The 25,171-nt window shown below is 70.6% G+C and carries 24 protein-coding genes and 1 pseudogene; 12 read left to right on the top strand and 13 right to left on the bottom strand.

From position 1 onward, the window contains the following. Positions 1-21: 21 nt before the first annotated feature. Complete coding sequence (locus WME85_RS14290; RefSeq protein WP_437838646.1) at positions 22-885, bottom strand: STAS domain-containing protein; 864 nt, start codon at positions 883-885, stop codon at positions 22-24. A gap of 208 nt (positions 886-1,093) precedes the next feature. After that, the gene (locus WME85_RS14285; protein ID WP_437838643.1) at positions 1,094-1,948 is read right to left on the bottom strand and encodes an STAS domain-containing protein; all 855 of its coding nucleotides are present in this window, start codon (positions 1,946-1,948) and stop codon (positions 1,094-1,096) included. A 291-nt stretch (positions 1,949-2,239) separates the two neighbouring features. On the opposite strand from WME85_RS14285, the gene WME85_RS14280 reads away from it, so the two are divergent. Further along, positions 2,240-2,929: an NUDIX hydrolase gene (locus WME85_RS14280; protein ID WP_437838640.1), complete on the top strand. Its 690-nt coding sequence runs from the start codon at positions 2,240-2,242 to the stop codon at positions 2,927-2,929. On the opposite strand, the gene WME85_RS14275 is transcribed toward WME85_RS14280, so the two are convergent. Both WME85_RS14275 and WME85_RS14270 read right to left on the bottom strand, forming a co-directional pair. Continuing rightward, positions 2,926-3,249: a DUF1330 domain-containing protein gene (locus tag WME85_RS14275; RefSeq protein WP_437838637.1), complete on the bottom strand. Its 324-nt coding sequence runs from the start codon at positions 3,247-3,249 to the stop codon at positions 2,926-2,928. The two genes, WME85_RS14280 and WME85_RS14275, sit on opposite strands and share 4 nt — an antisense overlap. Then, complete coding sequence (locus WME85_RS14270; protein WP_437838634.1) at positions 3,239-3,970, bottom strand: SDR family NAD(P)-dependent oxidoreductase; 732 nt, start codon at positions 3,968-3,970, stop codon at positions 3,239-3,241. Before WME85_RS14270 ends, WME85_RS14275 begins: the two co-directional genes overlap by 11 nt. 110 nt (positions 3,971-4,080) lie before the next feature. On the opposite strand from WME85_RS14270, the gene WME85_RS14265 reads away from it, so the two are divergent. The 5 genes from WME85_RS14265 to WME85_RS14245 all read left to right on the top strand — a co-directional run bounded on the left by WME85_RS14265 (position 4,081) and on the right by WME85_RS14245 (position 10,325). Continuing rightward, on the top strand, positions 4,081-5,031 hold the full coding sequence (locus WME85_RS14265; protein ID WP_437838631.1) for a LysR family transcriptional regulator: 951 nt from the start codon (positions 4,081-4,083) through the stop codon (positions 5,029-5,031). 255 nt (positions 5,032-5,286) lie between these two features. Beyond that, complete coding sequence (locus WME85_RS14260; protein WP_437842294.1) at positions 5,287-6,120, top strand: protein phosphatase 2C domain-containing protein; 834 nt, start codon at positions 5,287-5,289, stop codon at positions 6,118-6,120. Positions 6,121-6,226: 106 nt separating this feature from the next. Further along, positions 6,227-8,152, top strand: a complete 1,926-nt coding sequence (locus WME85_RS14255; protein ID WP_437838629.1) for a hypothetical protein — start codon at positions 6,227-6,229, stop codon at positions 8,150-8,152. Between the two features lie 55 nt (positions 8,153-8,207). Next, entirely contained in the window at positions 8,208-9,254 is a 1,047-nt protein-coding gene (locus WME85_RS14250; protein WP_437309647.1) for a nicotinamidase, read from the top strand. A gap of 246 nt (positions 9,255-9,500) precedes the next feature. Beyond that, entirely contained in the window at positions 9,501-10,325 is an 825-nt protein-coding gene (locus tag WME85_RS14245; protein ID WP_437838626.1) for a hypothetical protein, read from the top strand. Positions 10,326-10,331: 6 nt separating this feature from the next. Here WME85_RS14245 and WME85_RS14240 read toward each other — a convergent pair whose 3' ends face one another. The 3 genes from WME85_RS14240 to WME85_RS14230 all read right to left on the bottom strand — a co-directional run bounded on the left by WME85_RS14240 (position 10,332) and on the right by WME85_RS14230 (position 13,668). Further along, positions 10,332-11,300: a hypothetical protein gene (locus WME85_RS14240; RefSeq protein WP_437838624.1), complete on the bottom strand. Its 969-nt coding sequence runs from the start codon at positions 11,298-11,300 to the stop codon at positions 10,332-10,334. 138 nt (positions 11,301-11,438) lie between these two features. Beyond that, positions 11,439-12,458, bottom strand: a complete 1,020-nt coding sequence (locus WME85_RS14235; protein ID WP_437838622.1) for an NAD(P)-dependent alcohol dehydrogenase — start codon at positions 12,456-12,458, stop codon at positions 11,439-11,441. A 217-nt stretch (positions 12,459-12,675) separates the two neighbouring features. Continuing rightward, positions 12,676-13,668 (bottom strand): helix-turn-helix transcriptional regulator, encoded by a 993-nt coding sequence (locus tag WME85_RS14230; RefSeq protein ID WP_437838620.1) that lies wholly within the window; start codon positions 13,666-13,668, stop codon positions 12,676-12,678. A gap of 298 nt (positions 13,669-13,966) precedes the next feature. Here WME85_RS14230 and WME85_RS14225 point away from each other — a divergent pair, with 298 nt between their 5' ends. Beyond that, positions 13,967-14,932 (top strand): hypothetical protein, encoded by a 966-nt coding sequence (locus WME85_RS14225; RefSeq protein ID WP_437838617.1) that lies wholly within the window; start codon positions 13,967-13,969, stop codon positions 14,930-14,932. A gap of 30 nt (positions 14,933-14,962) precedes the next feature. On the opposite strand, the gene WME85_RS14220 is transcribed toward WME85_RS14225, so the two are convergent. Next, a complete protein-coding gene (locus tag WME85_RS14220) occupies positions 14,963-15,958 on the bottom strand; it encodes an AraC family transcriptional regulator (protein ID WP_437838615.1) in 996 nt (331 codons plus the stop codon). A gap of 251 nt (positions 15,959-16,209) precedes the next feature. Between WME85_RS14220 and WME85_RS14215 the strand changes: the two genes are divergently transcribed. Next, positions 16,210-16,755, top strand: coding sequence for an NUDIX hydrolase (locus WME85_RS14215; protein WP_437838613.1), 546 nt, complete (start codon positions 16,210-16,212; stop codon positions 16,753-16,755). A gap of 85 nt (positions 16,756-16,840) precedes the next feature. Then, positions 16,841-17,818, top strand: coding sequence for a Uma2 family endonuclease (locus WME85_RS14210; RefSeq protein WP_437838611.1), 978 nt, complete (start codon positions 16,841-16,843; stop codon positions 17,816-17,818). Positions 17,819-17,851: 33 nt separating this feature from the next. Here WME85_RS14210 and arfB read toward each other — a convergent pair whose 3' ends face one another. Then, positions 17,852-18,280, bottom strand: a complete 429-nt coding sequence (gene arfB / locus WME85_RS14205) for an alternative ribosome rescue aminoacyl-tRNA hydrolase ArfB (protein WP_437838609.1) — start codon at positions 18,278-18,280, stop codon at positions 17,852-17,854. A 234-nt stretch (positions 18,281-18,514) separates the two neighbouring features. Next, positions 18,515-19,177 carry a glutathione S-transferase family protein gene (locus tag WME85_RS14200; protein ID WP_437838607.1) on the bottom strand — a complete coding sequence of 221 codons (663 nt, stop codon included), beginning with the start codon at positions 19,175-19,177 and terminating at the stop codon, positions 18,515-18,517. A gap of 91 nt (positions 19,178-19,268) precedes the next feature. On the opposite strand from WME85_RS14200, the gene WME85_RS14195 reads away from it, so the two are divergent. Then, on the top strand, positions 19,269-19,769 hold the full coding sequence (locus WME85_RS14195; RefSeq protein ID WP_437838604.1) for a winged helix-turn-helix transcriptional regulator: 501 nt from the start codon (positions 19,269-19,271) through the stop codon (positions 19,767-19,769). 99 nt (positions 19,770-19,868) lie between these two features. On the opposite strand, the gene WME85_RS14190 is transcribed toward WME85_RS14195, so the two are convergent. Continuing rightward, on the bottom strand, positions 19,869-20,882 hold the full coding sequence (locus WME85_RS14190) for an aldo/keto reductase (RefSeq protein ID WP_437838603.1): 1,014 nt from the start codon (positions 20,880-20,882) through the stop codon (positions 19,869-19,871). A 132-nt stretch (positions 20,883-21,014) separates the two neighbouring features. Beyond that, positions 21,015-21,692, bottom strand: coding sequence for a type 1 glutamine amidotransferase domain-containing protein (locus WME85_RS14185; protein WP_437838601.1), 678 nt, complete (start codon positions 21,690-21,692; stop codon positions 21,015-21,017). A gap of 125 nt (positions 21,693-21,817) precedes the next feature. On the opposite strand from WME85_RS14185, the gene WME85_RS14180 reads away from it, so the two are divergent. Both WME85_RS14180 and WME85_RS14175 read left to right on the top strand, forming a co-directional pair. Further along, positions 21,818-22,720, top strand: coding sequence for a LysR family transcriptional regulator (locus WME85_RS14180; RefSeq protein ID WP_437838599.1), 903 nt, complete (start codon positions 21,818-21,820; stop codon positions 22,718-22,720). 128 nt (positions 22,721-22,848) lie between these two features. Continuing rightward, a pseudogene (locus WME85_RS14175) lies at positions 22,849-23,385 on the top strand (rhamnogalacturonan lyase); the annotation flags it as partial. Between the two features lie 201 nt (positions 23,386-23,586). On the opposite strand, the gene WME85_RS14170 reads toward WME85_RS14175, so the two are convergent. Further along, positions 23,587-25,098 (bottom strand): DUF1990 family protein, encoded by a 1,512-nt coding sequence (locus tag WME85_RS14170; RefSeq protein ID WP_437838597.1) that lies wholly within the window; start codon positions 25,096-25,098, stop codon positions 23,587-23,589. Between the last annotated feature and the right edge of the window lie 73 nt (positions 25,099-25,171).

Genomic DNA, 25,171 nt, shown 5'->3' with positions numbered 1-25,171 from the left:
CCAGAGGGGCCGTGCGAGCCGCTATTTCGCCGGCGCGTTCGCCGGCGCGCTGCTCGCCTGGTCCGCCGCGGCCATGCGCCGCATGCACAGCTTGAGTCCGGCGCGCAGGTTGCCCACCGTCGTGACGCTCGAGAGGTCGAGCCCGAGCGCGATCATCGTCTGCGCCACGTTCGCGCGGATCCCCGTGATGATCCCCTCCGCGCCCAGCAGCCGGATCGCCTTGATCATCTCGATGAGGTACCCGGCTGTCTGCGTGTCCACGGCGTCCACCCCGGTGAGGTCGAGGATCGCGTACCGAGCGTCCTTGTTCACGACCGCCGTCAGCAGGTTATCCATCACCTCGGAGATCCGCAGGCTGTCCACGACCCCCACCATGGGCAACGTCAGCACCTTGTCCCAGACCTCGATGATCGGCGTCGAGAGATCGCGGATGACGTCCTGCTGCTTCTCGATCAGCATCAGCTTGTTTTGCAGCTCGACCTCTCGCTGCCTCGCCGCCGTGGCGTCCATGGTGATGCTGACCACGCCGGGCTCCCCGCGGTCGTCGCGCACGGGGACGAACCATGTCTCCCAGGTGAGGCCGTGCGCCTCGGTGACCATGTGCGAGGCCTTTCCCGCGAGCGCCTTCTGGATGGACTCCACGGCCCCCGGAGCGCCGGCGTAGAGCTCGTAGACGTTCTTGCCGAGGTGCTCCCCGGGCCGGATGCCGGAGACCTCCAGCCCCTTGCCGTCGTGGAACCTGAAGATGCCCTCGCGATCGTACCTGCACACGGCGACCGGAAGATTGTCGAGGATCGCCCGGAGGAGCAGCGCTGCCTCGCCGAGCTTCGCCTCGGGCTCATTCCGGATCTCCGCCCCCGCCGCCGACGTCTCGTCCCCCGTCATGAGAGTCTTCTACCGCGCTCGCGCGCGGCGCGTCGAGGGTTTGTCGACCTTCACCGGAACGTTTCGTGACTGGCAGGGGGAACGTCGCACAGTCCAGCTGAGCCCGCCTGACGCCTGCCCTGCGCGGGTGGGGTACTCGCCATTTCCCGCGCCCGCGCCCGTCGGGGATCGCCAGCGGGCCTCTTCGAGCTCTTATTTCACTCTTGTTTCACTTCACCGGCGCGCTGCTCGCCTGGTCCGCCGCGGCCATGCGCCGCATGCACAGCTTGAGTCCGGCGCGCAGGTTGCCCACCGTCGTGACGCTCGAGAGGTCGAGCCCGAGCGCGATCATCGTCTGCGCCACGTTCGCGCGGATCCCCGTGATGATCCCCTCCGCGCCCAGCAGCCGGATCGCCTTGATCATCTCGATGAGGTACCCGGCTGTCTGCGTGTCCACGGCGTCCACCCCGGTGAGGTCGAGGATCGCGTACCGAGCGTCCTTGTTCACCACCGCCGTCAGCAGGTTATCCATCACCTCGGAGATCCGCAGGCTGTCCACGACCCCCACCATGGGCAACGTCAGCACCTTGTCCCAGACCTCGATGATCGGCGTCGAGAGATCGCGGATGACGCCCTGCTGCTTCTCGATCAGCGCCAGCTTGTTTTGCAGCTCGATCTCTCGCTGCCTCGCCGCCGTGGCGTCCAGGGTGACGGTGACGAACCCATCGGGCTCCCCGACGTCGTCGCGGACGGGGACGTGCCATGTCTCGAAGACGGCGCCGTACGCCTCGTAGACCTCGTGCGTCGGCTCCCCCGCGAGCCCGCGACGCAGGCCCACCAGGGCCTCCTCATGCTCCTTGTAGAGCTCGAGCACGTTCGCGCCGACGAGCTGCCCCGGCTTCATCCCGGCGGCCCCGAGCCCCTTTCCGTCCTGGAAGGTGAAGACGCCCTCGCGGTCGTACCTGGCCACGCTGATTGGAAGGTTGTCCAGGATGGCGCGGAGCACCAGCTGTGCCTCCCGCAGCTCCTCCTCGCTCTCACCCTGAGCATCCGGCCCGCCCCTCGCCCCCTCGTCCCCCGTCATGCGCAACGTTCTACCGTGCGCGCGCGCGGCTCGTCGAGGGCCAGTCGGACCTCGCCGGGCGTTTGATCCGGTGGGCCGGCCGTGAGGAAACGTCGCACCGCTTGTCGAGCTCGCCGGCCCCTCGGACGCGCGCGCGATGCCCTGGTCAGGGAACCCAGGCGAGGCGGCACTCCGCCGCGCCCGCGCCTCCCCGCGCCTCCCCGCTACCACGAGCCGGGCTCTGCGAGGCGCTCGCTTGACATGGTGTACCGTATACACCAAGCTTGGTGTGCAAGACACACGGAGGGTCGAATGTCTTTCTCGTACGAGCACCCGCGGCCGGCGCTCACGGTGGATTGCGTCGTGTTCGGCCTCGACGAGGAGGACCTCAAGGTCCTGCTCATCCGCCGGGAGCTCGAGCCGTTCCGCGGCAGGTGGGCGCTCCCGGGCGGCTTCGTGCACGTCGACGAGGCGCTGGACGACGCCGCGCGGCGGGAGCTCGCGGAGGAGACGGGGCTCTCGGGGGTGTTCCTGGAGCAGCTCTACACGTTCGGCGCCCCCGGGCGCGACCCGCGCGAGCGCGTCGTCTCGGTGGCGTACTACGCGCTGGTCAAGCTCGGGGACCACCGGGTCAAGGCGGCGACCGACGCGCGCGAGGCGGCGTGGTTCTCGGTGGACGACACGCCGGCGCTCGCCTTCGATCACGAGGAGATCTTCTCGGTCGCGCTGGAGCGGCTCAAGGGCAAGGTGCGGTATCGGCCGATCGGGTTCGAGCTCCTGCCGCCGAAGTTCACGCTGTCGCAGCTCCAGCGGCTCTACGAGCAGATCCTCGAGCGCCCGCTCGACAAGCGCAACTTCCGCAAGAAGGCGCTCGGCACCGGGCTGCTCGTGGAGCTCGACGAGGTCGAGCAGGACGTCGCGCACCGCGCGGCGCGGCTCTACCGGTTCGACCGGCGGAAGTACGAGCGGCTCGAGAAGGAGGGGTTCAGCTTCGAGATCTAGCGCCGCGCGTCGGCGAGCTCGAGCTCGCCGAGGACGAGCGCCGTCGCGACCGATGGCTCGAAGAGCTCGGCGCGCGCGGCGCGGTACTGCGCATCCGCGAAGAACCGCTCCTGCGTCGCGTGGTCGGGGAACAGGAGCGTGAAGACGCGGTTGATGCGCGCATCCCCCTTCAGCACGCGCGACACGACGAAATCATGGCCGAAGGCGCCGCCGTAGGACGAGAGGATCGGCGTCATGCGGGCGCGGTAGCTGGCGTAGGTCGCCTCGTCCGTCACCTGGAGCCCCATCAGGAGCACGTGCTTTCGGCCCTCAGCGCCCATGGGAGTACCCGCCATCCACGTTGAGCGTCGTGCCGGTCACGAAGCCGGCTCTGGCCAGGAACAGCGCTGCGTCCGTCGTGTCCCGCACCTCGCCGATCCGCCGCAGCGGGTGGATCGAGGCCATCGAATCCGCGCTTTCGCCGCTGAGCGGCGTGCGGATGACGCCGGGCGCCAGCGTGTTCACGCGGATGTCGTGGCGGGCGAGCTCGGCCGCGAGCGAGACGGTGAGCGCGTGGACGCCGCCCTTGCTGGCCATGGCGGCCGAGGCGGGCATCCCCGCCATGGCCTGCTGGACGAGCACCGTGCCGACATTGATGATCGAGCCTCCGCCGCCCTCGATCATCAGCGGCACCGCGGCTTGCGTCATCAGGAACGTCCCTTTCAGGTTGGTGGTGAAGAACCGGTCCAGGTCCTCCTCCGTGCTCTCGAGGAACGGCTTCACGCCGAAGATCCCCGCGTTGTTGATCAGCACATCGACGCCGCCGAAATGCTCCCGCGCGGCGGCGACGACCGCCCGCGCCGTGGCCCGATCGCCCACGTGGCCCGGCACGGCGACGACGCGCGCGCCGCCGTCGAGGCTCCGCCGCGCCTGGTCGAGCTTCCCCGGATCGCGCCCGTTCACGACGAGGCTCGAGCCCTCGGCCAGAAAGCGCCTCGCGAGATCGAGGCCGATACCGCTGCTGGCCCCGGTGATGATGACACGATCGATTCGGTTGGACATGGAGTGTCGCTCCCTTCTGGTCGACAACCTAGGGCCGCTCCTCGGACCATGAAAATGGTATGTTTCTATGGACTTCATAACCTCTGGTTCTGGACTCTGCGCGCGCCGCCATGACCTACGATCAGCTCGTCGCCTTCCTCGCCGTCGCGGGCGAGGGCTCGTTCAGCGCCGCCTCGGCGCGGCTGCACAAGTCCCAGCCGGCGGTGAGCAAGCTGGTGCGCAACCTGGAGAGCGAGCTGGGGGTCGAGCTGTTCGATCGCCGGGAGTACCGCGCCACGCTCACCGACGCCGGCCGCCTGTTCCACGAGCGCGCGGCGGCGGTCATCGAGAGCACCGAGGCGCTGCGGAGCTTCGGAATGCTCCTCTCGGGCAAGGTGGAGCCGATCGTGCGGCTCGCCGTCGACGCGGTGACGCCGCTCGGGCCGATCATGGACATCTTGCGCCGGGTGCAGGCGCGTTATCCGCAGGTGCGCATCGAGCTCGGCACCGAGCGGCTGGCGGGAGCCGCCGACGCGCTGCGCGAGCACCGCGCCGATCTCGCGGTCGCCACGAGGTTAGGGATCGACGCGTCCGAGGCATCCGACGTGGAGCTCGCGCGCTTCTGCGACGTGCGGGTGCTCCCGGTGGCGCGCTCGGATCACCCGGTGGCCACCTGCGGCACGCCGATCCCGCCGGCGCTGCTGCGGGCGCACGCGCAGATCGTCCTGCGCGACAGCGCGACGGGGGGCGCCTCGCCGTCCCTGAACGTGCTGCCGGGCGCCCTGCGCTGGACCGTCACCGACGTCGCGGCGAAGAAGGAGGTCATCCTGGCGGGCATGGGCTGGGGCGGGCTGCCCGAGCACGTGGTCGCCGACGCGCTCGCGACGGGCGAGCTGGTGCGGTTGCAGGTGCCCGAGTTCAGAGACGACCTCATGGAGCTGTTCGTGATGCGTCGCCGTGACCGCCCGCACGGCGTGGTCGCGCAGGCGCTCTGGGAAGAGCTGCGGCGCGACGGCCGCGTCGCCGCGGCGCCGGCGCCGGCGCCGGTCGGAAAGGCCCGGCGCCGGCCGAGGAGGGGCTGAGGCCAGGGGCTGCGCCTCGCGCATCCCGCCCGAGGGTTGACATGGTGTCGATCGGACACTAAGCTTGGTGTGTAGACAACACGAACATCGGGTGCTCGCCGCGTTCGAGCACCCACGGCCGGCATCGATGCTGGAGCGCTGACGACCGGAGCGCCGCGCGTCTCGCCGTCTGTCGGCCCGATGTCCGTCCGCAGCGCCCCCTCGCCGGGCGCAGAAGGGATGTCCATGTCTCGCGAGGTCGCTTTCTTGGCTGACGTGGGGGGAGGTTCGCTGTTCCAGGTCGCCGGCGGCACGGTGACCGGGGCTGACCACCTCGCGGTGGGGCGGCCCAACCAGGATGCCTATGCCTACCGGGCCGAGGGCGGCTGTCTGGCCGCCGTGGTCTGCGACGGCTGCGGCAGCGGCGCGCGCAGCGAGGTGGGGGCGGCGCTCGGGGCGCGGCTCGTGACCGAGCAGGTGCTCGGCGCGCTCCGGCGGGGTGGAGATATCGAGTCGCCGGTGACGTGGGAAGAGGTGCGGCGCGGGACGCTCGCGCCGCTCCGGGCGGTGGCCGACGGCATGGGCGGGAGCCTGGCCGAGGTCGTGTCGACCTACTTCCTCTTCACTGCGGTCGGCCTCGCGATCTCCGGAGACACGGCGTGCATTTTCTCGCTCGGAGACGGCCTCATCGCGCTCGGCGACGAGCTGTTGCGGCTCGGCCCTTTCCCGCGGAACGAGCCCCCGTACCTCGCGTATGGCCTGCTCGATCGCCCGCCGGGCGGCGAGGCGCCGCGCTTCACCGTGCACCGCGCCTTCCCGGCGAGCGCGCTCGGGACTGCCCTGCTGGGGACGGACGGCGCGCTCGATCTGCTGGAGTCGTCGTCGCGGCAGCTCCCGGGCGGCGGCGGCGAGGTCGGCCCGCTCTCGCGCTTCTGGGAGGACGACCGTTACTTCCGGAACCCCGACGCGGTGAGGAGGCGGCTCGCGCTCATCAACCGACAGGTGGCGCGGCCCGTGTGGAACGAAGAGCGGATGGAGCGCGAGGGCGGGCTGCTCCGCGACGACACGACGCTGGTCATCGTGCGAAGGGCGCGCGTGGCGAGCGCCTGAGGCGCGCCTGACGCGGGCGCTTCGCGAGGCCGGCGCGGCGCCTCTGGCGCTGGAGCGCGGTCACTTGATCTGGAGTTGCGCTGGATTGCGCCCGAAGGAGGCGAAGGTGGACGTGTATCTTGGTGCAAAGCGGGTCCGGCTCGACCCCAGGGCCTCGATCGGCAAGGGCGGCGAGGCGGACGTCTTCGACCTCGGCGACGGCCGGGCGCTCAAGGTGTGGAAGACGCCGGATCACCCCGATTACGCGGGGCAGGACGCCGAGCAGCGCGCCGCGGAGCGCCGCATCGAGCGCCACCAGGACAAGCTGCGCGCGTTCCCGGCGGCGCTGCCCGACCAGGTGATCGCGCCCGTCGAGCTCGCGACCGACAAGGCGAGGAAGCGCGTCGTGGGCTATGCCATGCGCCTCGTGCGCGGCGCGGAGCCGCTCCTGCGCTACGGCGAGCCGTCGATGCGCCACGGCGGGCTCCAGGCGGCCGCCGTCTCCGGGGTGCTCGCGCGCCTCCACCGGACGGTGGCGGCGATCCACGACTGCGGCGTGGTGATCGGCGACTTCAACGATCTCAACGTCCTTGTCGTCGGCGGCGAGGCGTTCGTCATCGACGCCGACAGCTTCCAGTTCGGGCCGTTCCTCTGTCAGGTGTTCACCGAGCGCTTCGTCGACCCGCTGCTCTGCGACCCTTCCCTCCCCCGGCCGGTCCTGGCGCGGCCGTATTCACGCGACTCCGACTGGTACGCGTTCGCCGTGATGGTCATGCAGAGCCTGCTCTGCGTCGGGCCCCATGGCGGCGTCTTCCGGCCGCGGTCCGCGTCGGCGCGGGTGCCCGAGAGCGCGAGGCCGCTCCGCCGCATCACCGTGTTCGATCGCGAGGTGCGGTATCCGAAGCCGGCGATCCCTTACCGCGTCTTGCCGGACGACCTCCTGGACGCGCTGTACCGCGTCTTCGTCAAGGACGAGCGCGGCGTGTTCCCGCGCCGGCTGCTCGACGCGCTCGCCTGGACGAGGTGCCCGGGGTGCGGCGTGGAGCACGCGCGCGCCGCCTGCCCGACCTGCGCGGGCGCCGCGCCGGCCGCGGTGAAGGCGTCGACGGTGGTCCACGGCGAGGTGCTCGCGACGCGGGTCCTGAGCACGCGCGGGGTGATCCTCGCCGCGTCCGTCGGGCCGGGCGGGCTCTGCGCCTTGCTCCACGAGGACGGGCGCTTCCTGCGGGAAGACGGCGCCGCCGTCATGTCCGGCGCCCCTCACCCCGCGATGCGCTTCGCGGTGCAGGGCAGCGCGACGCTGATCGGCCGGGGCGGCGAGCTCGTGGTGCTCTCGCCGGGCGCAGCGCCCGAGCGGATCCAGGTCGATTGCCTGGGGACGAGGCCGATCTTCGACGTCAACGCGCGTGCCCGCTACTGGGCGCGCGGCGGGCAGCTGCTGCGCAGCGGCAGGCTGGGCGCCGGCGCGCTCTCGGGCGAGGCGGCCGCCGTCCCGATGGGCGACGTCCTCGCCGGGCAAACGGTGTTCTGGGCAGGTCCCCGGTTCGGGCTCGGCTTCTACCGCGCCGGGAGCGTCTCGATCGCGTTCGTGTTCGACGCCGAGCGGCCCGGCCTCAAGGACACGGTCAAGCTGCCTTTCCCCGGCGGCAAGCTCACCGCGGCCACGTGCGTGTTCGACGCGGGCCCGGGCGCCGCGCCCGGCGCCGGCCGCGGGCGCGCCTGGCTCTTCCTCGCCGCCGAGCAGGCCGGGCGGACGGTGCACCGGTGCGTCGTCGTGCGCGAGGACGGCGCGGTGGAGGCGACCGCCGACGCCGACGGGGACGGCGGCTCGTGGCTCGGGTCGCTCTCGGGCAAGTGCGCTGCCTCGGGGTTCCTGCTCTCGGCGAGCGACAGCGGCGTCGTCCGCGTCGAGGTCCGCGGGGGAGCGCTCGTGGAGACGCGGCAGTTCCCCGGCACCGAGCCGTTCGTCAACCAGGCTTCCCGGCTGCTCGTCGGCCCCGAGGGGCTGTTCGTCGTCGACGCGCAGACGATCACCTTGCTTCGCATCTCGTGAATCCACGGCTGAGCTGGCGGCCCGCCATCGCGGGCCGCCCGAGAGGAGAGAGACAATGAAATCGACAGAGCTCCCGCTTCCCGCCTTCTACGATCCGAGGAACGCCGAGCGGTGGGGTTACCACCCCGACGAGACGGCGCTCCACGGCGCGGCGGCCGCGTGGCGGAAGGCGCACGGCGTGAAGCCGTCGGCGGCGGACGCGCAGAACGTCCACCTCCTGCTCATCGACGTGCAGAAGGACTTCTGCTTCCCGCAGGGGTCGCTCTACGTCGCCGGCAGGAGCGGCACGGGCGCGGTCGACGACAGCCGCCGCATCGCCGAGTTCATCTACAGGAACCTCGCGTCCATCACGAACGTCACGGTCACGATGGACACCCACTTTGCTTACCAGATCTTCTTCCCGGCCTTCTGGGTGGATCGCGAGGACCGGCCGCTCACCGCGCACCGCGAGATCACGACCGCGCAGATCGACGCGGGCGAGGTGCGGCCTAACCCGGCGGTGGCGAGGTGGCTTTGCGGCGGGAGCTACCCGTGGCTCATGAAGCAGGTCCGGTACTACTGCGAGGAGCTCGAGAAGGCGGGCAAATACAGGCTGTACCTGTGGCCGCCGCACTGCATCCTCGGGAGCGACGGGCACGCGCTCGCGGGCGTCGTGCACGAGGCGCGGATGTTCCACGCGTTCGCGCGCGGGGTGCAGTCGTGGGTGGAGGTGAAGGGCGGCAACCCGCTCACCGAGAACTACTCGGTGATGCAGCCCGAGGTGCTCACGCGGCACGACGGCCAGCCGCTGGCGCAGCGGAGCACGCTCTTCCTGAAGACGCTGCTCCACGCCGACGCGGTGATCATCGCCGGCCAGGCGGCGAGCCACTGCGTGCGCAGCTCGATCGAGGACATCCTGACGGAGATCGCGCTGACCGACCGGGCGCTCGCGAAGAAGATCTACGTCATGACCGACTGCATGTCGCCGGTCACGGTGCCCGACGGCAAGGGAGGCTTCGTCGCCGACTTCACCGCCGAGGCGGACAAGGCGCTGAGCCGCTTCGCCGCGGCCGGGATGAACCTGGTGAAGAGCACCGACCCGATCGCGCGGTGGCTCGTCTAGTCCCGCGCTGTCCGGCCCGGTGAAGAGAAGAAGAGAAAGAGAATTTGAACCACAGAGGCACAGAGACACAGAGGAAGAGAAAGAAATAGAATATATTATTCTCCCTCTCCCCTCTGTGCCCTCTGTGCCTCTGTGGTTTCACATCTCTTCTCTTCATCGAGCCATGAAAGGGCGCCGGCGAGCGCGCGACCAGCGCCGGCCGCCTCTGATTTCGCGCGCTTGAAACATGTGATCGTGGAGGTTTCGATGAACATGAGCAAGGACGACGGGAACAGGCCGGCTCGGGGTGGATCGATCGATATAGAGCAGCTCTTCGAGGCGGCGCGTGACGAGGGCGCGCTCTCGAACGAGGCGATGCAGGCGCTGCACATCACCGATCTGGGCGCCCAGATCCAGGCCGGCTTCGGCGTGCAGGTGGACGACGTCGCGTCGTCCGAGGTGGTGCTTGTCACGGTGATGCCCGACGACTCCGGGTCCATCAAGTTCGCCGGCAACGCTCGGTCGGTGCGGGACGGGCACAATCTGGTGGTCGGCGCGCTCGCCGACTCGAGGCAGCGCGACTCCATCCTGGCGCACAACCGCTACCTGAACGGGACGGTGCTGTATCCGTACTGCCCGATCGCCCAGGCGGTGAAGATGGATACGAAGAACTATGACCCCCAGCTCGGCACGCCGCTCTACGACCAGACCGTGGTGCTCCTCGGCACGGTGATCGCGAAGGCGCAGGAGTTCGCGCTGAGCGGCGTCCCGGCGCGCACGGTCACGCTGATCATCTCGGACGGCGCCGACGCGGGGTCGACGTGGGCCAAGGCCAAGGACGTGTGCGCGCTCGTCCGCGACATGCGGAGGGCCGAGGCCCACATCGTGGCGGCGATCGGCATCGACGACGGGAACACCGACTTTCGCGCTGTCTTCCGCGACATGGGCATCGAGGATCGCTGGATCCTGACGCCGAAGAGCGACGCGGCCGACATCCGCAAGGCGTTCGCGCTGTTCTCCCAGTCCGCGGTGCGCGCCAGCCAGGGCGGCGCGTCGTTCTCGAAGACGGCCGCTGGCGGCTTCGGCGGATGAGGCTCGTCAGGCGGCGGCCGCCAGGGGGAGCACGCCGTAGCGGTGGCGCAGCTCCTCGAGATCCACCGACATGACCGACCAGAAGTCCCAATCGTCCATCAGGTCGATGTTCATCCTCGTGCCTCGAACGAACGATCGCACGAGATCGTCGGCGAGCCCCGGCGTCGCGAGCATCCCCTGCTGCGACGGCGCGAGCACCGTGAGCTGGACCCCTTGCTGGAGCTGGACCAGCAAGAACACGAGGATGCCAAACGGGTTCTCGCGGCGATACCCCGCCTGGAAGGCGAGCGTCATGGCCTCTCCGCGCAGGTCGGTGCCGTAGCCAGCGAGGAGGTGGCTCAGATCGTGGGTGAGCACGCCCTCGGGCACGCCGCGCTTCTCGCCGGGAAACGAGAAGCCGTTCTCTCGGTAGAAGGTGAAGAGCGCCTTGCCGAGCGTGCCCTCCCGGTAGCCCTCGAGCGAGCGGTAGCGCGCGGCCACGGGCTCGTTCTCGAGGATTCCGGCGAAGCTCGCGAGGTTCCGGGCGAGCCCGTAGACCCCGCCCTCGTCGAGCATGCGCCGCACGCTCTTGCCGAGCAGCGCGTTGCGGCTGATGTCGATGCGCAGGAGGAGCAGCTGCCGCTCGTACAGGCGGTGGAGCTGGCGGACCGCGGGCGGGCGCGCCCCGAGCGCCGCGGCGAAGCGCTCGACCTCGAGCAGCTCGCGCTCATCGACGCGCTCGCCGCACAGGGTCATGGCGCAGAGGCCGCTCACGAGCTGCTCGCGGAGCGCGGGCTCGCGGGCGGCGCGCGCGAGCTCCTCGGGCGCGATCGGGTCGAGCGCTTCGATGTCGAATTCCGTGTGGAGGAGGTGCCGCTGCACCGCGGCGATCGCGTCGCGTCGCGGCGGGTCGAGGGGACCGGCCGAGGTGAGGACGGCCTTGATGGCGCGCAGGCCCGCGTGTGCCTGCTCTTGGCTCGGAGTGATGTAGGTCATGCCGGAAAGAATGAGGACGAGCGCGCGTCGTGTCCTTGACCGACCGCGCCAATGAGTTGACCGGGCGCGCCTCCAGGCGGAGCGACCGGGGCTCCCGTGGATGAGCCGCCTCGTCTCGATGCCCGGCCTCGGTCGACATCACGCCGGGCGCGGATCGGAAGTGGCCGCGCGCGGCGGCCCGTCCACGGTAAGCACGACGTTTCCCCGCTTGTGTCCGGCTTCGACATACCGATGCGCCTGGGCGGCGTCGGCCAGTGGATAGGATCGGTCGATCACCGCGGTCAGCTTTCCGGCCTCGATCAGGTCACGAAGGTAGGCGAGATCGGCAGGCGTCCAATGGAAATTGGAGGCTCCGCCGAGGATGCGCTTTCCTCCCACCAGGGACGTCCAGAGCATCCGCAGGATCTCCCGGATGCCAAACACGGTCACCAGGTAGCGGCCCCTGGGACGGAGGGAGCCCTCGACCTCGGCCATCGACGTCTTGCCGATCGTGTCGAAGACGATGTCATAGGCCTGGCCGTTTCTGGTGAAATCCTGCCTGGTATAGTCGATGACCTCGTCGGCGCCCAGGGACTCGACAAGGGCCAGGTTTCGTCCGCTGCAGACCCCCGTGACCCGAGCGCCGAGGGCCTTGGCGAGCTGCACCGCCGCCGTGCCGACCGCCCCGGAAGCGCCATAGACGAGGACGTTCTCGTGGGGCCGGAGCCTGGCCATGTTCCTCAGATACACCAGGGCGGTCAGCGCCCCGTTGGGGATGGAGGCCGCCTGTTCGTAGCTCAACTTGCTCGGCATGGCCGCCATGATCGCGCGCTCGGGGATGCACTTGTACTCGGCGTGGGCACCAAAGCTTGTTCCGGTGTAGCCGAAGACGGGATCCCCCTCGCGGTAGCGGGTGACGTCCTTGCCCACCGCCTCGACCTCTCCCGCGAATTCGGTGCCCAGGATCGTCCTTCTTGGCCGTCGAAACCCGAAGAGCATGCCTATCGGGAGCCAGAGCAGGGGCGGATGCTTGAACGCCCTCAGCTTCGGATCCTCGGCGGTCACCGTGGTTGCGCGGATGCGGACGAGCACGTCATGGCTCCCGGGAGCGGGCTTGTCGACCTCCGCGAGCTGGAGGACCTCCGGGGGACCGTACGCGGTGTAGACGACTGCTTTCATCGGGGGTCTCTTTCGGTTGGTGGGCGCGGCGGGGCGCGGACGCGCCGCGGCCGATTCAGTCGTGCGTCATGCCGGCGCGCCGCTTCTCCCCACGGTAGCGCCCGCTGGCGTATGGGGCCGCTCCAGGACGGAGCATCTCTGCTCCGAGCCGGCGGCTTCGATGCGGCTCGAGCGGCGGGATCGCACGCGGAGGGCTCGAGGTCTCGGCCGAGCAGCGCTAGGTGACTTGCGACGGCGGGACGCCGAACCTCTCGCGAAAGGCGGCCGCGAACTTGCTCGGATTGGTGTAGCCCACGCGCGCGGCCACCTCGCTGACGCTGTATCGTCGCTGTCGCAAGAGGCGATGGGCCTCGTCCAGACGCCGGTGGCGAAGGTACCCGTACACGGTGTCTCCAAAGAGGGTGCGGAACCCGGCCTTGAGCTTGGCTTCGTTCAATCCCGCCAGGCGAGCCAGGTCGGGCAGGCGCGGCGGGTCGTCCATGCGGGCGAGTACGATCTGTCGGGCGCGTTCCAGGCGGTCGATGTCGCACGCCGAGAGCGCCGACGATGCCGCGCGCTCGGTCTCCTCGAGGCAATCCACCATCACGGCCAGCAACTCGAGCCCCTTCGCTTCGAGGTAAAGCTGGCGCGAGGACCGCCGGGCATCACAGTGGAGGATCTCGTCGATCAGCCGGAACAACGCCGGCACGCCGGGCTGGGCATCGCTGGGATAGGCGTGCGGGCTGGACAGCACGCGCTCCACCGCGGCGGGCAAGATCTTCGTACCAAGCAGCTCGCTCAGTCGCGAGCGATCGATCTCGAGCGAGAGCTGCTCGTGATCCCTTCTGGCCCCGCAGTCATCGAAATCGAACTGCAGGCGCACCGGTCGCTTGATCTGGCTGACGTGGAATGATCCTCCCTCGAGGCGATGGCGATCCCCCGCGCTGGTCGTGAGCCGAGCCTCAGGCCCTCGCAGCACGACGAGCTTGAGCCGTGAGGCCCCATGGTCGAGCGCCATGGACCACGCGCGCTCCCATCGGAGCTTCGCGACGGTCAGGTCGATTCCTGAGCGCAGCGCGATGGATCGGGTGACCCCGGAGCGGTCCATGATGTTCCAGCGCACCTGACGCTCGACGGGGCTCAGCGCCTCGACCACCGTGGAGCCGCTCAAGACCCGCGCGGCGAACCGGTCGAGGTCCGTTTCGCTGCCGCCCATGGTCACCGCGCCCATGCCGTCCAGTGTACCACGAGGCTCGCCGCGGCTGGTTCCACCGCCTCTTCCGGAGCCCAGCGCAATCAACTGCGAGCTTCACCGATGTCGATGTGGCTCCGGACATCACCCGTTCTCGGTGCTCGCAGGGCGGTCGAACCGCCCCCGCACCACCGTTCTCGGGTTGCCGAGCCCCGCGGGTTGCGGGGCCGCCACCCGCCATGGCGCCGCCACCCACCCGCTGCGCGCGCCTCACCACGACCCCCCTCGATTTCAGCCTCCTCAACCCCTGGTACGCGCTCTGCTAGGGGCGCGGCGCATGGGAGACGCCGACATCACCTTGCGCCACCTCGCCCGAAGGCACCCCGGGGACCTGGTGCGCGCCCTCGTCCCCGAGGGCGAACCCATCGAGGTCCTCGGGTGGGTCGACAGCCAGGTCACCCACATCGAGCGTCGCCTCGACAAGGCCCTGCGCCTGCGAATCGACGGCGAGCCGCGGGTACTGCACGTCGAGTTCTGCTTCGCGCTCCGCGACGATGTCCCGGATCGCGTCTTCGAGTACCTCGGCTTCCTCTTCGCCGCGCTCCGCCTCGACGCCCCCGGCGAGCCGGTGCCGCCCATCGAGAGCGTCGCCGTGGTCCTCTCGGGCCGCAGGCGGCGCTTGCCCAGGACCGAGAAGCGCCGCACCGCGTGGCCGGGGCGGCCGTTCAGCGGCACGCACTTCCGCGTCGACGCCGTCTACCAGCGCACCGTCTCCGAGCTCCGTGCGCGCGGCAGCGTGCTCTGGCTGGTGTTCGCCCCGCTCGCGCGCGATGCGACCGAGGCGGCGCTGCGGGAGGTCGTCGCGGACATCCACGCGGCGGCGAACACCGCCGAGGAGCGGGCCGAGCTGTACACGGCGCTCCTGGTGATGGCGACCATCGATCCCTGGGGGCATAATCTGCGGAAGGAGCTCATCAAGATGATGGAGGACAAGGAAGAGGGCCTGCTCCGTCGCACGCCGATCATCGGAGAGATGATCATCGAGGCCGAGCAACGAGGCGAGCAGCGAGGCGAGCAACGAGGCGAGCAACGAGGACAGGAGCGCGGGAAGCAGGAGGCGATCGCGGAGCTGCTCGGTCGTCTCTTCGCGCGGCGGCTCGGGCGACGACCGAACGCCGAAGAAGAGCGCTCGATCATCGAGCGGGCACGCGTGCTCGGTCCGGGCGAGGTCGAGGACGCCTTGCTCGATCTCGAGGGCGAGGCGCTGGTTCGCTGGCTCGCGGAGCCGATTCGCTCATCGTGAGCTCCCGCGCCCGTCGATGCGCCCCGCTCGTCAGCCGGAGCGCCGGTACGCGGCCGGGCTGTGCCCGGTCCAGCGGCGGAAGGCGCGCGAGAAGGCGCTCACCTCGGAGAAGCCCAGCAGGAACGCGACCTCGGAGACGGTGCGGCCGCGCTCGCGCATGTGGGCGACCGCGAGCTTGCGGCGCGCCTCGTCGAGGACGCCCTTGTAACTCTCGCCCTCGTCCCCGAGCCTCCTTTGCAAGGTCCGCGCGCTCATGCCGAGGGCGCGCGCGGCCGCGGCGACGTCGGGGACGCCGCGCCCCAGCGCCTCGATGAGGTGGCGCTCGAGGGCGCCACGCACGCTGGGCTCGGCCGGCAGCCGGGCGAGCAGCTCGTCGGCGTGCCGGCGCAGCACGGCCCCGAGCGCCGGATCCGAGCGCACCGTGGGGGTGTCGAGGAACGAGGCGTCGAAGAGGACGGCGTTCTCTTCCGCATCGAAGGCGAGCGGCACGGCGAGGAGGCGGTCGTACTCGCGCCGATCCGCCGGGGCAGGATGGGCGAAGGTGACCCGGTGGGGCGCGAAGGGCACGCCGGTGAGGGCGCGCGCGCGCAGGACCCACAGGCCCACGATGAAGCTCGAGAGCTGCGGCGGCGCGGCGGCGCCGGCGAAGCGCTGCGAGATGCGGGCGCGCGCGCCGTCCACCGTCAGCCGCACGTCCACGGCGTCGTGGATCAGGCGCTGGTAGCGCAGCACGCAGCCGATCACCTCGCGCACCGTCGCGCACTGGTCGGTGACGAAATCGACGACGTCGAACAGCTGGCCGACGAGCAGCTCGGCCGCGTGCAGGCCGAACGCGGGGTCGCGCGCGAGCTCGGGGATGCGGGTCCACGCGCGGGCGACCGTGTCGTGCGGGACGCGGGCGGTGGGGTCCTCGAGCAGGGCGCGGTCGACCTCGGCCGCGGCGAGGGCCTCGCGCGGGTCGACGCCCGCGCGCGACGCGGTGAGGACGCAGAGTCGGATGGCCTTGATGCAGCCGGTGGGGCCCATGGCGCTCGCCTCACCGTCGTACCCGATTTCGCGCCCGCCTTCACGAGCGCGCGCCGTTGCCCGAGAGCAAGGCCGGCTGCGCCTCGTGGTCGCTCGCTGTCCCGGCGCGCGGCCGCCAGGCGAGCCGGCGCGTGGCCCCGCGGGACCGGCCGGCGCGACGCCGCGCCCGCGATGGGCTACGCCTGCGCCTCCGGTCCTCCGGCCCTCCTCGCGGAGCAGCAGGAGCGCGCCGGGCTCGGAGGTGGCTCTTCATGACGGTCGTGCGGTGGAAGGCACTGGAGCGGCGCGTGATCCAGCACTCGCCGTGGCGGAGGATCGAGGACGTCACCTTCGAGCTCCCGGACGGGCAAGTCCGCACGTTCTCGCTCAAGAAGGAAGGGCGGGTCGTCTGCGTCCTCCCCATCTCCCGCGACAACACGGTGATCCTGGCGCGCCAGTACCGGCCGGGGCCGGACCGGATCCTCGACGAGCTCCCCGGCGGCGGCGTCGAGCCGGGCGAGACGCCCGAGGACGCCGCCGCGCGCGAGCTGCTCGAGGAGACGGGGTATGTCGCCGGGCGGCTCCTGCCGCTCGGCCGCCCGCTCGAGTGCGCCTACTCGACGATCGAGCGGCACGCGTTCCTGGCCGTGGCGTGCGAGCGCCGGGGGGCGCAGTCGCTGGATGAGGCCGAGTTCATCGATGTGATCGAGAAGCCGATCAAAGACTTCGTCGCGCAGCTCAGGGAGGGCGCCTGCACGGATCCGGAGGTCGGATGGATGGGGCTTTACGAGCTGGGTCATCTGAACGTGCCGGCATGATCCAGCGACTCGGCGCGGGCTGGACGCCGGGCGCGCGCCCGCACATCGATCGCCGTCGAGCGCTCACCGCGCTATGCTGCGGGCCATGAGCAAGCGCGATCACGCCCTCCTGGCACCCGGCGTCGATGCGTCTGGTCGCACCCTCCACGCGCCTCCGCGGGCCGGGGCGCGCCAGCGCGCGCCGCATGTGGACGACCGGCTGGCGCCGCCCGAGACGCGGGTGGAGTACCTCGACGGCGCCGAGATCTTCGCCGCCCCGGCCGATCCGCCGCACGCGACCCAGCACTTCGATCTGACCTACGTCCTCGGCGCCCACGTCGCGAAGGGTTACCGGGGCGCGGTCGACATGCTCACCCGGGTCGACGAGGGGAGCGACTACGCGCCCGACGCCAGCGTCTTTCCGGTCAAGCCCGACCGCGGCGGCCGCCGGCGGCTCGAGGAGCTCGCGTTCGAGGTCTGCGACAAACAGGCGCTGACCGTCCCGACCAGCAAGGCGCGCCGGCTCATCGACCGCGGCGTGCGGCGGGTGTTCTGCATCCTGGTGAAACAGCGCCGCGTCCTGGAATGGTCCCGCGCGACGGACGGCTGGCAGCCGCTCCCGAAGGATGCGGTCGTCGAGGACCCGTGCTTCGTGCGGCCGCTGCCGATCCAGGCGTTGCTCGACGCCGCAAGCTCGGACGACGCCGTGGCCCGCGCGCTGCTGGACAAGCGCGTGCCCGCTCTCGAGGCAGCGCTCGCGGAAGGCGAAGCGCGCGGCGAGGCGCGCGGCGAGGCGCGCGGCGAGGCGCGCGGCGAGGCGCGCGGCGCCGCGCTCGGCGAGGCGCGCGGCGAGGCGCGCGGCGAGGCGCGCGGTGCCGCGCTCGGCGAGGCGCGCGGCGAGATCAGGATGGCGCAGGAGGCCATCACCACCGTGCTGCGGTCGCGCCGGATCGAGATCCCGGCCGACGTGGCGCACGCGATCGCCGACTGCGACGACGTCAACAAGCTGCGGCGCTGGCTCAAGAGCGCGGCCACCGCGACGACGGCGGCCGACGTGGTCGCGGGATCCCGGCGCAAGCGCTGAGCCCACGCCCCGGCGCGCCCGCCGCGCGCCGCGTCAGTCGGCGCCCCCGCCGCGGCGCACCTGCTTCTTCTCGCCCGTGCGCCGCTTGTCGTCGAGCCGCCTCGCCTTCGAGGCGCGCGTCGGCCGCGTCGGCCTCCGCAGCGCCGGCGGCTCGAGCGCCCGCAGCAGCAACACGCGCAGCTTCTCGCGCGCGTCGTCGAGGTTGCGCTGCTGGTCGCGCGTGAGCTGACTTACAATCAACAGCCGCCCCTCGGCGTCGAGCTTTCCGCGGCCGAGCTCACGCAGCCTCGCCTTGGCGCCCGCGTCGAGCTCGGGCCACGGGGCGAAGTCGAAGCGCAGCTCGACCTTCGAGGCGACCTTGTTGACGTTCTGACCGCCGGGCCCCGACGCGCGGACGGCGCTCCAGCTGAGGAGGGCGGCGGGGACGATCAGCGCATCGTTGATGACGAGGGGGTGTGACACGGCGGCTCGCTTTGCCCTGCGCCGCGCGCGACGCGCGGGCGGGGTGCCATGCATTCATATCGCGCGCAAGAAATCTCGCCAGACCGCGCGGACGATGATCGTGAACAGCGACCGCGATCCCTTCGTGTCGACGCGTGGGCGCACGCGCGCCGCGGGGGCGGCTGGATCTCGCACGGCTCCCCGGACCTCTCGCGAAGTAACGCGCAGTTGCGCCGGCGCTCGCGGCGCGGAGCTTCAATCCCGGTCCGGCGCTCCCAGGGGGAAGAGCGGCCGGAACGGCCGCGCGTCCTCCACCGCGCGGGCGAAGGACGGGCGCGCAAGCAACCGCGCGCGGTAGGCGCGCAGCACGGGAAAAGCCTCGGAGATCCGGTGCGTCCAGTCCGCGTAGAACAGCGAAGGCGCGGCCGCGCAGTCCGCCATCGTGAAGTCCGCGCCAGCGGCGGCCCAGGTCCTTCCGGCGAGCTGCCCTTCGAGCCAGGCGTAGGCGAGCTCCAGCTTCGTCGCAGCAAGGGCCAGTCCCTCCTGGCGCTTCACCGGATCACCCGTCAGCGCACCGTCTACCGCGTGCTGCACCGGGCTCATGACGTGCAGGTCGAAGAAGCGGTCGAGAAAACGCACGTCCAGCGCGGCCATCGGGTCTGCGGGCAGCAGGCGCACTGGCCCGGGATGCACGAGCTGCAGGTACTCGATGAGGATGCTGGTCTCGACGATGTTGCGCTCGCCATCCACCAGCAGCGGAAACTTGCGCAGCGGCCAGCGTTGCATCCACTCGGCCGCGTACTGCGGCGTATCCGGCCCGAGGCAACGGAACTCGAAGGGTGTGCCGTTCTCGTACAGCGCAATGAGTGCTTTCTGCGTGTACGAGGAGAAGGGATGACCGTACAGCACGAGCGACATGCGGGACTCCTGGTTCGGACCACTTGCAAATTGCAATCGGTCCGAACCCTATTCCTACCGCTTGCGAATTGCAAGTACTAGTCTCAGGAGGATGGCCGTGCCGCAGACAGGACGATCCGGCTGCCCGATCAACCTGATGCTCGAACAGCTCGGCGACCGCTGGAGCCTGATCGTCATCCGCGACGTCATGTTCGGGAACAGGCGCAGCTACGGCGAGCTGCTCGCGCAGAGCGAGGAAGGCATCGCCTCGAACATCCTCGCAGACCGGCTGAAGCGCCTGACCGCGTCCGGCCTGCTGACGCGACGCTCCGATCCGAAACACCGGCAGAAAGGGATCTACAGCCTCACGGAAGCGGCCATCCAGCTCGTGCCGCTGCTCGCGCACATGGGCGCCTGGGGCCGCCGCCATACGCGCCCGAGCAAGGAACTGTCCGTACGCGCGGAGCTGCTGGAAAAGGGCGGCGCTCCGCTCTGGAACGCCTTCATGGACGAGCTGCGCCACCTGCATCTCGGCGCGCCGCGCCCGGCGCGCTCGGTGTTCGGCGAGCTGCAGGCCGCCTACGAGAAGGCACTGACGCGCCGCGCCCGCTGAGGGACGTGGAGGGGCTACCGCCGCCGGCGGCACGGAGCCGCCACGCCGAGATCGCGCTGCTGGTCGCGGCGAACAACCGCACCGATGGTTGTATGTCGGTCAATCCGCGATGGGCAGGGGCGCGGCAGGGCTGACGAGACCTGCGCTCCGCAGCTCGCGCCAGAAATCGGCCGGCACGACCTCGTTCAGCGCAGCCCGGTCCTCCGCGATGCGGCCCGGCTTGCTGGCGCCGGGAATGACCGCGGCCACGGCCGAATTGGCCAGCGCGAACTGCAGCCCCGCCGCCTTCATGCTGACACCGTGACGGTCGGCGATCGCCTTGATCCGGGCGACCCTGTCGAGGATCTCCGGCCTGGCGGGCGCGTATTCGAAATTCGGGCCGCCGACCAGCGCGCCCGAGCTGTACGGTCCGCCCACGACGATGCCCAGGCCGCGCGCCGCGACCTCCGGCATCACGCGCTGCAGCGCGCGCTCGTGGTCGAGCAGCGAATAGCGGCCCGCCAGCAGGAACCCGTCGGGACGGGGCTCTTCAAGGGCGAGCAGCAGCTCGATGGGCTCCACCCGGTTGACGCCCAGGCCCCAGGCCTTGATCACGCCTTCGTCGCGCAGCCGGTCGAGCGCCCTGAAGGCGCCCTTGCGCGCGTTGTCGAAGATGCCGAGCCATTCGTCGCCGTAGAAATCCTGCGCGACGTCATGGACCCAGACGATCTCGATATGGTCCGTCTTCAGGCGCTCGAGGCTGTCTTCGATGGACCGCTTGGTCGCGTCTGCGGAATAGTCGTTCACGATCTTGTTCGGGCGTCCGTATCTGAAAACATCGCCCTTTTCGCCGAGGTCGCGGGCGTTCACATCCTGCACCTGGTCGAGGATGATGCGGCCGACCTTGGTGCTGATGACGTAGTCCTGGCGCGGCCGCCCGGCGAGGGCTTCACCCATGCGGATCTCCGCGAGGCCCGCGCCGTAAAACGGCGCATTGTCGAAATACCGGATGCCGTCGTTCCACGCAGCATCCACCGTCGCCCGCGCTTCCGCCTCGGGAATATCGCGGAACATGTTGCCGAGCGGCGCGGTTCCGAAGCCGAGCTTGCCGGGAATGATATCCTTGAGCTTCATTGTCAGATCCTCTCCGTGCAGTTACGCCGACGCCATCCAACGGCTGCATGTTCCAGCCGCGGAGCACGCCGCCGAGGGAGCCGGCCGTCGTCATCCACCGGGAGACCACGACGACCGGCTCGAGCGAGCTCATCACGTTCCCTTCCGCAGAGCGGCGACGATCTCCTTGGCGAGAGGGCCGCCCGACGCCGGATTCTGGCCGGTGATGAGCCGCCCGTCGACGATGACCTTCGGCTGCCAGGGATCCGTCGCGTCGTACTCGGCTCCCTCCGCGCGGAGCGCGCTCTCGAGCATGAACGGGACGTCGGCCTTGGCGTATCCCTCCTCCTCCGCGTTCGAGAAGGAGGTGAGCCGGCGACCTCGAACGAGCGGGGCTCCGTCGTCGAGGGAGACGCCGAGGAACGCGGCGGGGCCGTGGCAAACGGCGGCCACGATCTTGCCGCCGTTCCAGGCGCGGAGGACGGCGCGCTTCACGTCCGGGTCCTTCGCGATGTCCACCATCGGCCCGAGGCCGCCGGGGAAGAAGATCGCGTCGTAGTCGAGGACGTCGACCTCGGAGAGCTTGCGGCTCCGGTTCATGCGGCGCATCGCCTGGCTCTCCCGGAAGGCGCGCTGCGCGGGATCGTTTGCGTCGTATCCGTCCCACGGCGTCGCGCCGCCCAGGGGCGACGCGTACTCCACCGCGATCCCGGCGCCGTCGAACACCTCGTAGGGGTGAGCGACCTCCGGAAAGAAGAACCCCGTGGCGCGGTCGTGCGGACCGATCTTGGCTGCGTTGGTCACGATGAAAAGGACATGCTGAACACTCATTGCGCGCTCCTTTCGCTTCGAGGGATCCGGACCGTTCGGACGAGGAGGACTCTACGCGCGCTCTCGCGGGCGGGGCAGATTCGCCGCGCTTGACGGATTGGCTTACGGGATAGGACAATCCGCGGATGCCCGAGGTGGCGTCGATCCTCGACGAGCTGCGCGCGATGGCGATCTTCGCGACCGTCGTACGCTGCGGGAGCTTTGCGGCCGCCGCGCGCGAGCTGGGGCTCACCCGCGCCGTCGTGAGCCACCACGTCCGCGCGCTCGAGGCGAACCTCGGCGTGCCGCTCGCGCAGCGAAGTACGCGCAGCTTCAGCCTCACCCCGGCTGGCGAGGCGTTCCGTGTGCACTGTGAGCGCCTCGTCGTGGAGGCGCACGACGGGATCCGCGGAATGGAGCTCTTGCGCACCGAGCCGCGCGGAGAAGTCCGACTGACGTGCTCCCATCACTTCGGCAGCAAGCGAATCCTCCCTGCGCTGCTCGCGTTCCGGCGGCGCTACCCGGCGGTGCGCCTCCACGTGGCGATGTCCGACGCGAACATGGACCTCGTGCAGCAGGGGATCGAGCTGGCCGTGCGCGCGGGCCCCCTCAAGGACTCCTTGCTGCACGCGCGCAAGCTGGTCCACGAGGCCACGATGCTGTGCGCGTCGCCGGCCTACCTGCGCCGGCATCGGTCGCCGAGATCCATCGCGGATCTCGAACAACACCGCTGGGTGATATATCCGCCGAGCCAGCGGAGCGTCGTCGTGCGGTCGAACGGGAAAGACGTCGAGATCCCGGTCCAGGGGGACGTCGTGACGGACAGCGCGACCTCGAGGCTTGCGTTCGTCCTCGCCGGAGAGGGCATCGCGCGTCTGCCCGCCTACGACGCGGCCGCCCCGCTCGCGTCCGGCGATCTGGTCCGCGTGCTTCCGGAGGTCGAGACCGCCCCGCTGGAGATCTTCCTGGTCCACACCAATCGGATCGGTCCGAGCGCGCGGCTCCTGCGGGATTTCCTGCTGCAAACGGCGCGCGAGAACGAGTGGTAAGTCACATCATGCGATGACAAGGGGGCGTGCCGCCCGGCCGGTCGCCGGAAACAGGTTCCCGCGAGCCCGTGCCCGGCGACGTCGCCGATCCCGAGCCTCCCGCCCTCGGGCGTCGGGATGACATCGTAGCAGTCGCCGCCGACCTCTATCGAACATCTCGCGGGCGAGCTCGGTCTTCTTCAGGTGGCTCGCCTCCGGCCATGAGCCTTCCTTGGCGAGACAGCCGTGCTCGCCTCGTCGTCCCAGACTGTAATGGTCGCAATATCGGCTCCCGTCCCCGCCAGGTGAACTTCCTGATCTGGTGGGACGGCGACGAGAGCCGCGAGCTGCTCGACGGCAACACCGTCACGAACTTCGACGGAGAAGGTCGAGGCTTCACCGCGAGCGGCTGCACCTCGATCAACGGCAGCAAATCGGTGCCGACGCTCAGCGCGGATCTGTTCGGTGACTGGCGCGAGGAGGTCGTGTTCCTGTGCGGCGACAGCCTGCGTATCTACACCACCGATCAGATCACCCGACGCCGCATCTACACGCTGATGCACGATCCGCAGTACCGCGCCAACGTGTCGGCGCAAAACGCGACCTACAACCAGCCGCCGCACACCAGCTTCCACATCGGCGACGGCATGATCGAGCCCCCCAGGCCCAACATCACCGTGCGGTGATGCCGGCGTGCCGGCGCGCGGCCGGCGCCGCCCGCCTGCGCGCGTCCCCGCCATCCACGCGCGCGAGCCGCGGCGTGGCGGGTTGCCCCGATCCGCGCCGCGATCGAGGCACGAAGCGACACGCCGCGCGCGAGCGCCGACAGGGCCGAGCGCGCGCCGAGCCGCGCCGAGCCGCCAGGCCCGGGCGGCGCCCGCCTGGCGTCAACCGGCGGCCATCGCGGGAGCCGAGGCGCCGTCGCGCCGCACGCGGCGCAGGATGAGGTCCTCCAGCCAGCGCTCGAAGGTGTTGGCCTCGCGCTCGTCCGGGTCGTCGCGCGTCACCTCGACGCCCTTCTCGGCGCGGCCGCCGCTGCGCTCGATGATCGTCTCGACGAGCGACGTCCACGTGTACGTCTGGATCGCTCCGCCCACGGTCTCCATGACCAGGAGGTCGGCGAGGGTCGAGGCGCGGTTCCATGTCTGCACCTCGAAGCGGACCGCCCCGTCGCCGGCGGGCTCGGCCAGGAAGCGCACCGCGCCAGCGAGCGGGTGGCCCTCGAGCGTGGCGAGGGTGATCGCGCGGGGCGAGACCTCCTCGACGCGCACCTGGACGTGCCCGCGCAGCGGCAGGGCCATCGTGAGGGTCGCGCCCGGCTCGATGCGCGTCGGGCTCTCGGGCTCGGCGCCGATGACCACGGTCTCGCGGGGGGCGAGCTCCGGGAAATTGTCGCGCAGCAGCCCGATGAGCCCCTCGGCGTCGAGGCGCGAGCCGCGGATCGCGGCGCGGTAGAGCTTGCGGTGCATCGGGCCGATGCCCTCGGAAGGCAGCCGCTCGGGCAGCGAGTCGCCGAGCTTGCCCAGGCTCTCGTCGAGGGGCACCGGCTTGACGCCGAGCACGTCGAGGGCGTTCTCGCGCCCCTCGGGGATGACGTTGCCCTCGGTCACCATCGTGATCTGGTCGGCGCCGACAGGCGTCTCGATGCCGAACTTCGCCGCGAGCTTCGCGCCGGTCGACTCGATCCACGCCGGGAGCGGGACCCGGGTCGGGTGCCTGTCGGTCATCGCCTCGAAGCGGTCGAGCAGCTTGTTCATCGAGGTCACCTCGGGGCCCGCCAGGTCGAGCTCGCGCCCCGCGAGCTCGGCGCGCTCGGCCGCGATGGCGAGCGCCTCGCCGCAGTCCTCGCACCAGACCGGCTGGAACGGATCGTCGCCTTTGCCGACGAGGGGCACGACCGGCAGCGTGCGCACCATCTTGAGCAGGAGCGAGATCTGCTCGTCGCCGGGGCCGAAGACGTTGCCGGGGCGGAGGATGATCCACTCGCGCGAGAAGGTGCGGGCGATGTCCTCGCCCTTCTTCTTCGAGCGGTGGTACTCCGAGTCGCCCCTGTCGGCGCCGAGCGACGAGACGTAGACGAAGCGCAGCACGCGCGCCCGCTCGGCTTCGGCGACGATGTTGCGTGTGCCCTCGACGTTGACGCGCTCGAACGTGACCTCCGGCGGCCGCTGGGCGACCACGGCCGCCAGGTGAATGACAGCGTCGCACCCCTCGGCGGCGCCGTGCACCGACGCGGCGTCGCCGATGTTGCCGTCAAAGGCCTCGACGTCGCCCTCGAACGCCTTGCGATCGTCGCTCGCGTGGCGCGACAGGAGCCGGACGCTGTGCCCCCTCCTCAGGAGCCGCCGCACCACCTCCGGGCCCACCACCCCCGTGCCGCCGGTCACCAGAACCTTCATCGCCCGTTCTCCTTTGCACCCATCAGGTGGCCGACCACAGGCGAAGGCTGTGCCAGGCCGCCGCCTGCGGTGT

The sequence above is a fragment of the Sorangium sp. So ce1153 genome (assembly GCF_051521595.1).
Lineage (GTDB): Bacteria > Myxococcota_A > Polyangia > Polyangiales > Polyangiaceae > Sorangium.
The sequence above is the reverse complement of the archived record's forward strand: the minus strand, read 5'-3'. Positions and strand labels throughout refer to the sequence as shown.

Coding starts and splice junctions, on each gene's coding strand:
- WME85_RS14290 (WP_437838646.1), bottom strand. CDS start 885: ATGACGGGGGACGAGACGTCGGCGGCGGGGGCGGAGATCCGGAATGAG.
- WME85_RS14200 (WP_437838607.1), bottom strand. CDS start 19,177: ATGTCGCTCGTGCTGTACGGTCATCCCTTCTCCTCGTACACGCAGAAA.
- WME85_RS14250 (WP_437309647.1), top strand. CDS start 8,208: ATGAAATCGACAGAGCTCCCGCTTCCCGCCTTCTACGATCCGAGGAAC.
- WME85_RS14180 (WP_437838599.1), top strand. CDS start 21,818: ATGCCCGAGGTGGCGTCGATCCTCGACGAGCTGCGCGCGATGGCGATC.
- WME85_RS14235 (WP_437838622.1), bottom strand. CDS start 12,458: ATGAAAGCAGTCGTCTACACCGCGTACGGTCCCCCGGAGGTCCTCCAG.
- WME85_RS14285 (WP_437838643.1), bottom strand. CDS start 1,948: ATGACGGGGGACGAGGGGGCGAGGGGCGGGCCGGATGCTCAGGGTGAG.
- WME85_RS14225 (WP_437838617.1), top strand. CDS start 13,967: ATGGGAGACGCCGACATCACCTTGCGCCACCTCGCCCGAAGGCACCCC.
- WME85_RS14280 (WP_437838640.1), top strand. CDS start 2,240: ATGTCTTTCTCGTACGAGCACCCGCGGCCGGCGCTCACGGTGGATTGC.
- WME85_RS14190 (WP_437838603.1), bottom strand. CDS start 20,882: ATGAAGCTCAAGGATATCATTCCCGGCAAGCTCGGCTTCGGAACCGCG.
- WME85_RS14265 (WP_437838631.1), top strand. CDS start 4,081: ATGACCTACGATCAGCTCGTCGCCTTCCTCGCCGTCGCGGGCGAGGGC.
- WME85_RS14240 (WP_437838624.1), bottom strand. CDS start 11,300: ATGACCTACATCACTCCGAGCCAAGAGCAGGCACACGCGGGCCTGCGC.
- WME85_RS14275 (WP_437838637.1), bottom strand. CDS start 3,249: ATGGGCGCTGAGGGCCGAAAGCACGTGCTCCTGATGGGGCTCCAGGTG.
- WME85_RS14215 (WP_437838613.1), top strand. CDS start 16,210: ATGACGGTCGTGCGGTGGAAGGCACTGGAGCGGCGCGTGATCCAGCAC.
- WME85_RS14210 (WP_437838611.1), top strand. CDS start 16,841: ATGAGCAAGCGCGATCACGCCCTCCTGGCACCCGGCGTCGATGCGTCT.
- WME85_RS14270 (WP_437838634.1), bottom strand. CDS start 3,970: ATGTCCAACCGAATCGATCGTGTCATCATCACCGGGGCCAGCAGCGGT.
- WME85_RS14245 (WP_437838626.1), top strand. CDS start 9,501: ATGAACATGAGCAAGGACGACGGGAACAGGCCGGCTCGGGGTGGATCG.
- WME85_RS14170 (WP_437838597.1), bottom strand. CDS start 25,098: ATGAAGGTTCTGGTGACCGGCGGCACGGGGGTGGTGGGCCCGGAGGTG.
- WME85_RS14185 (WP_437838601.1), bottom strand. CDS start 21,692: ATGAGTGTTCAGCATGTCCTTTTCATCGTGACCAACGCAGCCAAGATC.
- WME85_RS14195 (WP_437838604.1), top strand. CDS start 19,269: ATGGCCGTGCCGCAGACAGGACGATCCGGCTGCCCGATCAACCTGATG.
- WME85_RS14230 (WP_437838620.1), bottom strand. CDS start 13,668: ATGGGCGCGGTGACCATGGGCGGCAGCGAAACGGACCTCGACCGGTTC.
- WME85_RS14220 (WP_437838615.1), bottom strand. CDS start 15,958: ATGGGCCCCACCGGCTGCATCAAGGCCATCCGACTCTGCGTCCTCACC.